This window comes from Pseudomonas sp. A-R-19 (assembly GCF_019956575.1).
Taxonomy (GTDB): Bacteria; Pseudomonadota; Gammaproteobacteria; order Pseudomonadales; family Pseudomonadaceae; genus Aquipseudomonas.
In genome coordinates this window covers 1-10,039 of sequence record NZ_JAHBDR010000124.1, presented here as the reverse complement: position 1 = coordinate 10,039, position 10,039 = coordinate 1, and the positions used below count along the sequence as shown (strand labels likewise).

At 62.9% G+C, this 10,039-nt stretch carries 9 protein-coding genes; 5 read left to right on the top strand and 4 right to left on the bottom strand.

Features of this window, described 5'->3' with window-relative positions:
• Positions 1-73 precede the first annotated feature (73 nt).
• Positions 74-847 (bottom strand): class I SAM-dependent methyltransferase, encoded by a 774-nt coding sequence (locus tag KGA88_RS30595; RefSeq protein ID WP_223596503.1) that lies wholly within the window; start codon positions 845-847, stop codon positions 74-76.
• A 250-nt stretch (positions 848-1,097) separates the two neighbouring features.
• Between KGA88_RS30595 and KGA88_RS30590 the strand changes: the two genes are divergently transcribed.
• The 3 genes from KGA88_RS30590 to KGA88_RS30580 all read left to right on the top strand — a co-directional run bounded on the left by KGA88_RS30590 (position 1,098) and on the right by KGA88_RS30580 (position 2,950).
• Positions 1,098-1,640, top strand: a complete 543-nt coding sequence (locus KGA88_RS30590; protein ID WP_110658396.1) for a tetratricopeptide repeat protein — start codon at positions 1,098-1,100, stop codon at positions 1,638-1,640.
• 66 nt (positions 1,641-1,706) lie between these two features.
• A complete protein-coding gene (locus KGA88_RS30585; RefSeq protein ID WP_241511285.1) occupies positions 1,707-2,189 on the top strand; it encodes an RNA polymerase sigma factor in 483 nt (160 codons plus the stop codon).
• Positions 2,189-2,950, top strand: coding sequence for an anti-sigma factor family protein (locus KGA88_RS30580; protein ID WP_223596501.1), 762 nt, complete (start codon positions 2,189-2,191; stop codon positions 2,948-2,950). Before KGA88_RS30585 ends, KGA88_RS30580 begins: the two co-directional genes overlap by 1 nt.
• 45 nt (positions 2,951-2,995) lie before the next feature.
• Here KGA88_RS30580 and KGA88_RS30575 read toward each other — a convergent pair whose 3' ends face one another.
• From KGA88_RS30575 to KGA88_RS30565, 3 genes are all read right to left on the bottom strand, one after another.
• Positions 2,996-3,271 (bottom strand): hypothetical protein, encoded by a 276-nt coding sequence (locus tag KGA88_RS30575; protein WP_223596498.1) that lies wholly within the window; start codon positions 3,269-3,271, stop codon positions 2,996-2,998.
• Positions 3,272-3,382: 111 nt separating this feature from the next.
• Positions 3,383-4,684: an ATP-binding protein gene (locus KGA88_RS30570; protein WP_223596496.1), complete on the bottom strand. Its 1,302-nt coding sequence runs from the start codon at positions 4,682-4,684 to the stop codon at positions 3,383-3,385.
• A gap of 4 nt (positions 4,685-4,688) precedes the next feature.
• Positions 4,689-5,390 (bottom strand): response regulator transcription factor, encoded by a 702-nt coding sequence (locus KGA88_RS30565; RefSeq protein WP_007985461.1) that lies wholly within the window; start codon positions 5,388-5,390, stop codon positions 4,689-4,691.
• Positions 5,391-5,683: 293 nt separating this feature from the next.
• Here KGA88_RS30565 and KGA88_RS30560 point away from each other — a divergent pair, with 293 nt between their 5' ends.
• Complete coding sequence (locus KGA88_RS30560) at positions 5,684-6,841, top strand: efflux RND transporter periplasmic adaptor subunit (protein ID WP_223596494.1); 1,158 nt, start codon at positions 5,684-5,686, stop codon at positions 6,839-6,841.
• Between the two features lie 15 nt (positions 6,842-6,856).
• Positions 6,857-9,955 (top strand): efflux RND transporter permease subunit, encoded by a 3,099-nt coding sequence (locus tag KGA88_RS30555; protein ID WP_223596492.1) that lies wholly within the window; start codon positions 6,857-6,859, stop codon positions 9,953-9,955.
• Positions 9,956-10,039: the final 84 nt, after the last annotated feature.

Genomic DNA, 10,039 nt, shown 5'->3' with positions numbered 1-10,039 from the left:
GGCGGTGGGTCAAGCAACATCAATGCTGCCTGACACTCCGCCTTCGCGAGCAAGCCCGCTCCCACAAGGATCTTCAGCGCCCCTTCTTCACCGCGACGAACGCGACTGTCTCATAGGGAACGGTCACCACGTCCTTGTCGCGCAATTCAGGTTCATTGGCGATCAGCGCTCGTATCTGCTCATCGACCCGCGCCCGCCCCTGCGCCGGCAACGCTGCAATGAAACTGGTGGAACGCACCCGGTTGAAAATCACGTCCTCCGGCGCGCCTGTGTGGCTGTGGCTGAAATGCTGCTCACGCAGAGGTCCGAAGGCCGGATGCGGGAACGCGTGGCGCCAGGCTCCGGTGTAGAAACGTGGGGTATCGCCTTCCAGTGCATTGACGATCGCATCCAGTTTCGGCACCCAGCCCACCCTGGTATCGCGCAGGTTCCACACCAGCCCCAGCTTGCCTCCAGGCTTGAGCACCCGGGAGATCTCGGTCAGCGCATCAGCACTGGCAAACCAGTGAAAGGCCTGTGCACACACCACCACGTCCACAGAAGCATCCGGCAGGGGTAAATCCGTGGCCGTACCGTTGACCGCCAGCACCCCGGGAAACGTCGTGGACAGTTTTTCCAGCATCTGCGGCACCGGTTCCACGGCAATCACCTGGGCCCCGGTGCTCACCAGTCGAGCGGTGAACTTGCCGGTACCGGCGCCCAGGTCGATCACGGTTTTATCCGCATTCAAATCCAGGGTTGCGCTCAACCAGTCGGCCACTTGTGGCGGATAGTCCGGGCGTCCGCGCACGTAGGTGTCGGCAGCGGTCTTGTACCCGGCTGTCGAATGATGGACTTGATCTCTCATGGCAATTCTCCACTGCAATGGCGAATGCGCACGAGCATAGCGCCTGGATGTAAGCTTTCCTTGAAAACACTGGCAGAACGTAATGAATAATTGTTCATGCTGCGGTGTTCTCATGACATTCACCATGAACATGAGATTGCCGGCGCAGCCGGTCCATTCAAATGTTCAGGCCGCTGGCTGTCTCAACCTTGCGCTGCATCCGGCGGGGCGCAACATGATCTCAAACGCATGAATCGATGGAGCAAAGCCCATGAATATTCGTTTTGCCGTTCTGATGACCCCGCTTTTACTGACCGTTGCGCTGTCCGGCTCGCTCGCCCTGGCCAACGGGGGCGGTGGCGGTGACGAGCCGCCGGCCAAACCCAATTGCCCCAAGGGCCAGGTGCTGGATACCCGGTCGCAGCGCTGCGTCAAGCAGACCAGCAACCTGGTGCCTGACGAAGACCGTACCAACTATGCCTATCAACTGGCCAAGGACGGGCGTTATGAAGAAGCCCTGGCGCTGCTCGACACGCTGAAACAACCAAATACCGCAAAAGCGCTGAACTATCGCGGCTACGCCACGCGTAAACTAGGGCGTACCGACGAAGGCATCGGTTATTACCTGCAATCGGTGAAACTCGACCCGCAGTACGCGCAAGTCCGCGAATACCTCGGCGAGGCCTATGTGATCAAAGGCCGGCTGGATCTCGCGCAGGAGCAACTGCAGCAGATCAAATCCATCTGTGGCAGTACCCAGTGCGAGGAGTACGAGGACCTGGCCGAAGCCATCAACGGTTCATCGAAAACCTGACAACCCGAGCGGACGGAGGTCGCCATCGCCAGCGATCAGGCAATACGAACGGAACTGAACCAGCATCTGGCGCGTTTATGGCGCTACGGCCTGCTGTTGTCCCGACAACGGCATATCGCCGATGACCTGGTGCAGGCCACGTGTGTGCGAGCGCTGGAGCGGGCCGCTCAATTCGTGCCGGGAACGCGCATGGACCGCTGGCTGCTGAGCATTCTGCATTCGATCTGGCTCAATGAAGTCCGCGCCCAGCGAGTGCGTCAGGGGCAAGGCCAGGTGGATGCCGATCAGGCCTTGTCGTTCGATGGCGAATCCGTGGCCCAGACCCACGTGTTGGCGGCACAGGTCATCCGCCGCGTCGATGCGTTGCCCGAGGCCCAGCGCGAAACGGTGTTTCTCGCCTACGTCGAAGGCCTGTCCTATCGCGAAGTCGCCGATGTGCTGCAAGTGCCCATCGGCACGGTCATGAGTCGCCTGGCTGCCGCCCGGGCGAAACTGGCCGAATATCCACCATTGCACACGGTGCCCCACCCTTACCGAGGAGAACATTGATGAACGCGAAACCCTCGGACGAACAACTGGTGGCTTACCTCGACAACCAACTCGATGCCGAGCAGCGCTCGCGCATCGACGCAGCCCTCATTGCCGACCCGCTGCTCAGCCTGCGCCTGCAATGGCTGGACCGCAGCAGCCTGCCATTCAAGGACGCCTACGATGAACTGGCCCGGCAGGCGCCGGTGGATCGCTTGCAAGGCATGCTCGCCACGCTGCCTTCGCCCGCCCGCCCCGGGCTCAACCGGCGCTGGTTCCTGGCCGCCGCGGCCGGGCTGCTGGCCGGTGGCGTGCTGGCGGACCGATTGTTCCTCGGCTGGCAAGCGAGTCAGCAGACACATAACTGGCGCGGCCTGGTGGCCGATTACATGGCGCTCTACGTGCCGGAAACCCTGGATCACCTGCCCGGTGATGAAGCCACCCAACGGGCACAACTGCGGACCATCGATGCGCGCCTGGGCCTCGACCTCGCACTGGCCAAACTGAGCCTGCCCCATGCCGAGTTCAAGCGCGCGCAAATCCTCGAGTACGACGGCGCGCCCATCGCCCAGATCACCTACCTTGATCCCGCGCACGGCCCCATGGCGCTGTGCGTTACCCGCTCCAACAGCGGCAGCCGGCATTTAGCCCGGGAACAGCGGCGCGAACTGAACATCGTGTATTGGGCTGACAAGGAACACGCCTGGATGCTGATCGGGCATCAGCCGATGACGGACCTGGAGGAGATGGCCACGCTGTTGCGAGGTCGGCTGACCACTTGATAGGGCCACACCGGCACGCGGGGTCGTGAAAGGCCCCGCAGCTCGTCATGTTCTCCAGCTGTCGACGCCCGACTTCTCAAGGCCAAAAGCCTTTGGCGGCTCTCCACTCGTCCCTTTCGCCATCGTATATTTCACCGTATCGCCCACCAGGAAACAGGCGTTTCCCTCTGCGGTCAGGTTGGGCCCGATCCTGATGGCGACTGTGCTGAAGCCACCATCAGGCCTGACCATCGCAAACTTGGTCGACAGGCTTTCGACCTTGACGTCCCTGATTGCACTGATCTTACCCTGCCCGCTGATTTTTATTGTTGGCGCGCTCATTCGTCTCCTCCAGCCTTGCTGCCTTCTCCTGACGTTGCAGACCAATGAAACGCGCAAGCGCAGCGTCTTGCTACTGTAAAACCTGACAGATGATGCTGCCGCTTGTCGTAATCAAGCCGAAGGCGGCAACCACAAGCGAAACCGCGCCCCGCCCAGCGGCGAGGCTTCCACCGTCAGCGTGCCGCCCTGGGCCTCCAGTGCGCGGCGGCTGATTGCCAGCCCCAGGCCGAAACCACCGGTGGCGCGGTCGCGGCTGCGGTCGAGGCGGTAGAAGGGTTCGAAAATCCGCTCGCGCTCGTCGTCCGGAATGCCGATGCCGTCATCGTCGACCCAGATCTCACAGCCGCCGGCGTAGACCTGCACACCGATCTGGATACGCTTCTCGCAATAGCGCATGGCGTTGCGCAGCAGGTTTTGCAGGGCGCGGGCCGTCAGGCGCGGGTCCAGGCTGAAGCGTTCGAGCTGACCATGGAGCAGCACGTCGATGACGATTTCCGGGGACTCCATTTCTTCGTCGACGCTGCCAAGAATGCTGTCGATGAACTCATCCAGCGACACCTCGACCTGTTCCAGTAGCCGCGCCGGGTTTTGCAGGCGACTGTAGGACAGCAGCTCCAGCACCAGCTCATCGAGTTCCCGAATGTGCGCCACCAGGCTTTGCAGGCGCTCACGACTGGCTGCCGGCAAGTCGTCCGAGAGCGCCAGCGCCAAGCCGAAATCCAGGCGCGTCAGCGGCGTGCGCAACTCGTGGGACACCGCATTGAGCAAATCGCGCTGCTGGTTGAGCAGGTTCTCGATATCGCCGGCCATGGTGTCGAACACACTGGCCAGGCTGCCGATGTTGGAACTCGGGGAAATTTGCGTGCGCTCGCCCAGATGGCCCTTGCCAAAGCGTTCGGCCGCACCCTTGAGGCGCTCCAGGTCACGCCAGTGCGGGCGCAGCCACAACAACAGGCATGCGAGCATGGTCGCGCCGATCAGTACGTTGATGCTCCAGTACAACAGGTTGACGTCCAGCGGGTCCGGCGGCACCACCATTTGCACCACGGTGCGCTCGTTCAGCGGCGCGACCGCCAGCGTGCGCCAACCCCAGTCGCCCACGCGCACGACGTTCTCGCCGCGCTGCAAACGCTGCTGCTCATCGGGTGTCAGGCCGGTGTCGTCATTGCTGCTGAGCACGATGTGCAGCGGATTGAAGTCCTTGTCCATCTCCGCGGCCAGGGCCTGCCACTGCTCGGTCGGGACCGCGTGAAACTGTTTGACGATCAGCGTTTGCAAACCGCGCGAGTAATCGAGGTTGTAGGTCACAAAGCGCTCGTGGAACACCTTGACCACCAGATCCGGCACCAGGTAAATCGCGGCGCTGAATGAAACGATGGTCACCAGATACAGACGAAAGAGGATTCTGAACATCGGCTCAGCATTCCCATTCGGAACGACTGAACAGGTAGCCCTTGCCCCACACGGTCTTGATCTTGCGCGCTTCGCCGGCGTGGTCGTCGAACTTGCGCCGCAATTTGGAAATCGCCACGTCCACCGAACGGTCAGTGCCATTGAATTCGATGCCGCGCAGGCGTTGCAGGATCTGGTCGCGGCTCAACACTTCACCGGCATGCCGGGCCAGCACCACCAGCAGGTTGTACTCACCGCTGGACAGCTCCACCAGTTGCTCGCGCCAGGTGACGGTGCGTTCGGACAGGTCGATGCACAGGTTGCCCATCAGAATGCGGTCGTTGGCGGTCTGCGGCTCGCTGAGGCTGCTGCGGCGCAACAGGGTCCGCACCCGGGCCAGCAACACCCGCGGCTCACAGGGTTTGGTCACGTAGTCGTCGGCGCCCATTTCCAGGCCCAGGACCTGGTCATGACTGTCGTCCCGGGCGGTGAGCATCAGGATCGGCAAAGTCGCCGAATCGGCGCGCAGCAGGCGACAGACCTGCAAGCCGTCGAGGCCGGGCAGCATCAGGTCGAGGATCACCAGGTCCGGCGGATTGAGCCGCGCACGTTCGCGCACATGGTCACCGCGACCGATCACGCTGACGGAATAACCGTTGCGTTCCAGGTAGCTGGCAATCAGTTCGGCGAGGGCGGTGTCGTCTTCGACCAGGAGGATGTTGGGCATGGGGTGTTTCCAGAAAGTGCTGTGGCGCCTGGTCCGGCCTCTTCGCGAGCAAGCCCGCTCCCACAGGGATTTGAGGTGAACACAAATGACATGAACACCACCGACCACTGTGGGAGCGGGCTTGCCCGCGAAAGCGATCTCTCAGGCGCAATAGAAATCAAGGACTGAAGGATATACGCCCTCACTCGTTCCTGAGTAAAACCCTTACACAATTTCACACAGCACCAACAAAGCTTCACCGCTACCCTCGCCAGCGCCCGGTAGCATGCCGGGAGTCTTTAATGGGGTACTACATGTCGAAGAATCTGCTTGCCAGGCTCAGTCTGATTGCTCTGGCGTTGACACTGGGCGCGTGTGACAAATCCTCGAACGCCGAGGAACAGGCACCGCTGGCCACGGTGCGCATCGAAACCATCGAAGCGCGGCCACTGACCATCAGCAGCGAACTGAGCGGGCGGATTGCCGCACCGCGCATGGCCGAAGTGCGCGCCCGCGTGGCCGGCGTGGTCTTGCAGCGGACTTTCCGTGAAGGCAGTGACGTGAAACAGGGCGATGTCTTGTTCCGCATCGACCCAGCGCCGTTCAAGGCCGACCTGGACAGTGCCGAGGCGACCTTGCGCAAGGCCGAGGCCAACGCGTTCCAGGCCCGGTTGCAGGAGCAACGCTACGCCCAGTTGATCGACGACAAGGCCATCAGCGACCAGGACTACGACAACGCCCGGGCCAACGCACGGCAGACTGCCGCCGACGTCGCCGCCAATAAAGCTGCCGTGGAACGAGCGAAACTGAACCTCGGCTACGCCACCGTCACCGCGCCGATTTCCGGTCGTATCGGCCGCGCACTGGTCACCGAAGGCGCATTGGTGGGGCAGAACGAAACCACGCCCCTGGCGCTGATTCAGCAACTGAACCCGATTCACGCCGACCTGACCCAGTCCACCCGCGAACTCAACGAACTGCGCCGGGCCTTCCGTTCCGGCCAGCTGCAGCAGGTCGGCCAGGGCCAGGCCAAGGCCACGTTGATTCAGGATGACGGCAGCCTCTATCCCCTGCCGGGCAAACTGCTGTTCAGCGACATTACCGTCGACCCGGGCACCGGCCAGATCATCCTGCGCAGCGAGTTCCCCAACCCCGACCTCGACCTGCTGCCCGGCAGTTTCGTGCGCGTGCGCCTGGAACAGGCGGTCAACCAGCAGGGCATCAGCGTGCCGCAACGGGCCGTCCAGCGCGACAGCGCCGGCATCGCCCAGGTGTTGCTGCTCGACTCTGAGCAGCGAGTCGGGCAGCAACCGGTCGAGCTCGGCGCCGTGCAAAACGATCGCTGGATTGTCACCGGCGGCCTGAAGGCTGGCGACCGCATCGTCATCGAGGGCCTGCAGCACGCCCGCCCCGGCGAGAAAGTGCAGATCGACGACACCCCTCTTCCACTCGCCCAGGCGACTGGTCAGTAAGCAGGACGCTTTTTTATGCCGCAGTTCTTTATCGACCGCCCGGTGTTCGCCTGGGTGGTGGCCCTGTTCATCCTGCTGGCCGGTGCGCTGGCCATTCCGCAACTGCCGGTGGCGCAATACCCTGACGTGGCGCCGCCGCAAATCGAAATCTACGCCGTGTACCCGGGCGCTTCGGCGCAAACCGTGGACGAAAGCGTGGTCAGCCTGATCGAGGAAGAACTCAACGGTGCCGATCACCTGTTGTATTTCGAATCCCAGAGCAGCCTCGGCAGCGCGACCATCAAGGCCACCTTCCAGCCGGGCACCAACCCAGAGCTGGCCCAGGTGGACGTGCAGAACCGCCTCAAGGCCGTGGAGTCACGGCTGCCGCAAGCGGTGATCCAGCAAGGTTTGCAGGTGGAGAAAGTCTCCTCCGGTTTCCTGCTGCTGATCACCCTGACCTCCAGCGACGGCAAACTCGACGACGTGGCGCTCAGTGATTACCTGGCGCGCAACGTGATGAACGAGATCAAGCGTCTGGACGGCGTCGGCAAGGCGCAGTTGTACGGCGCCGAACGGGCGATGCGGATCTGGATCGACCCGCAGAAACTGCTCGCGTTCAACCTGACGCCGGCGGACGTCAATACCGCCATCATCGCGCAAAACGCCCAGGTGTCGGCCGGCAGCATCGGCGATCTGCCGACCCGCACCACCCAGGAAATCACCGCGACCATTCTAGTCAAGGGTCAGTTGTCGACGCCTGAGGAGTTTGCCGACATCGTCCTCAAGGCCAACCCGGACGGTTCGACCGTGCGCATCAGCGATGTGGCGCGGGTCGAGATCGGTAGCCAGGAATACCAGTTTTCCACGCGCCTGAACGGCAAACCGTCCACCGCCGTCGCCGTGCAGTTGTCGCCTGGCGCCAATGCGCTGAACACCGCGACCCTGGTGCGGGCGAAGATGGATGAACTCAAGCGCTACTTCCCGGCGAACGTCGAGTATTCGATCCCGTACGACACCTCGCCCTTCGTCAAGGTCTCGATCACCAAGGTGGTCTACACCCTCGGCGAGGCGATGCTGCTGGTGTTCGCGGTGATGTTCCTGTTCCTGCAAAACATTCGCTACACGCTGATTCCGACCCTGGTGGTGCCGGTGGCGTTGATGGGCACCTTTGCGACGATGCTGGCGCTGGGGTTTTCGATCAACGTGCTGACCATGTTCGGCATGGTGCTGGCCATCGGCATTCTGGTGGACGACGCCATCGTGGTGGTGGAGAACGTCGAGCGGATCATGGCTACCGAGGGCTTGTCGCCCAAGGAGGCGACGCGCAAGGCCATGCAGCAGATCACCGGGGCCATCATCGGCATCACCCTGGTGCTGGTCGCGGTCTTCATTCCGATGGCGTTCATGCAAGGCTCGGTCGGGGTGATCTACCAGCAGTTCTCGCTGTCGATGGCCACCTCGATCCTGTTTTCGGCGTTCCTCGCCCTGACCTTGACCCCAGCCCTGTGCGCGACGTTGCTCAAGCCGATCGCCAAAGGCGAGCACCACGAAAAGACCGGGTTCTTCGGCTGGTTCAATCGCGGCTTCGAGCGACTGACCGAGCGTTATCAGGGTTGGGTGGCCTATGCGTTGAAACGCACTGGGCGCTACCTGCTGATCTACGGCGTGCTGCTGATCGGCCTGGGCGTGGCCTTCAGTCGCTTGCCCTCGTCGTTTTTGCCGGTGGAAGACCAGGGTTACACCATCACCGACATCCAGTTGCCACCGGGCGCGAGCAAGAACCGCACGGTGCAGGTGGCCGAACAGGTCGAAGCGCACAACGCCGGCGAACCGGGCATCCGCGACAGCGTGGTGATCCTCGGCTTCAGCTTCTCCGGCAGCGGGCAGAATGCGGCGCTGGCGTTCAGCACGCTCAAGGACTGGTCCGAGCGCGGCAGCGACGACTCGGCGGCTTCGATTGCCGACCGGGCCAACGTCGCCCTCAGCCAGATCAAGGACGCAGTGACCTTTGCCGTACTGCCGCCGCCCGTGGATGGCTTGGGTACGTCCAGCGGCTTCGAGTTCCGCCTGCAGGATCGCGGCGGCCTCGGTCATGAGCAGTTGATGGAGGCCCGCACCGGGTTACTCGCCGCGGCGGAAAAAAGTCCGATCCTGATGAACGTGCGCGAAAGCGCCCTGGCCGAAGCGCCGCAGGTGCAACTGATCGTCGACCGCAAGCAGGCCAACGCGCTGGGGGTGTCCTTTGCCGATGTCGGCAACGTGCTGTCCACGGCCGTGGGCTCGGCCTACATCAACGACTTCCCCAATCAGGGGCGGATGCAGCGCGTGGTGGTCCAGGCCGAGGGCGATCAGCGCAGCCAGGTGGAAGACCTGCTGAAGATTCACGTGCGCAACACCCACGGGAAAATGGTGCCGTTGTCGGCCTTCGTGCAGGCCAAGTGGACCCAGGGCCCGGCGCAGTTGACCCGCTACAACGGCTACCCGGCGATCAGCATTTCCGGTGAGCCGACGCCAGGCCACAGCACCGGCGAGGCCATGGCCGAGATCGAGCGGCTGGTGGTGCAAGGACCGGCGGGCCTGGGCCAGGAATGGACCGGGTTGTCGTTGCAGGAACGCTTGTCCGGCAGCCAGGCACCGATCCTGCTGGGGCTGTCGCTGTTGATCGTGTTCCTGTGCCTGGCGGCGTTGTACGAGAGCTGGTCGATCCCGACCTCGGTGTTGCTGGTGGTGCCGCTGGGTGTGCTCGGCGCGGTGCTGGCCGTGACCTTGCGCGGAATGCCCAACGACGTGTTCTTCAAGGTCGGGCTGATCACCATCATCGGCCTGTCGGCGAAGAACGCGATCCTGATCATCGAGTTCGCCAAGAGCCTGTACGACGAAGGCCACGACCTGATCGACGCGACCCTGCAAGCCGCGCGCCTGCGGTTGCGGCCGATCGTCATGACCTCCTTGGCGTTCATCCTTGGCGTGGTGCCGCTGGCAATCGCGACGGGCGCCAGTTCGGCGAGCCAGCAGGCCATCGGCACCGGGGTGATCGGCGGGATGATCACGGCGACCCTGGCCGTGGTGTTCGTGCCGGTGTTTTTTGTGGTGGTGATGAAACTGGTGCGCAAGCGCCACAAAACCACCTGATCAACACCACTGTCCCAATGTGGGAGCGGGCTTGCTCGCGAAAGCGCCGTGTCAGTCGACGATGATGGTGACTGACACGCAGCC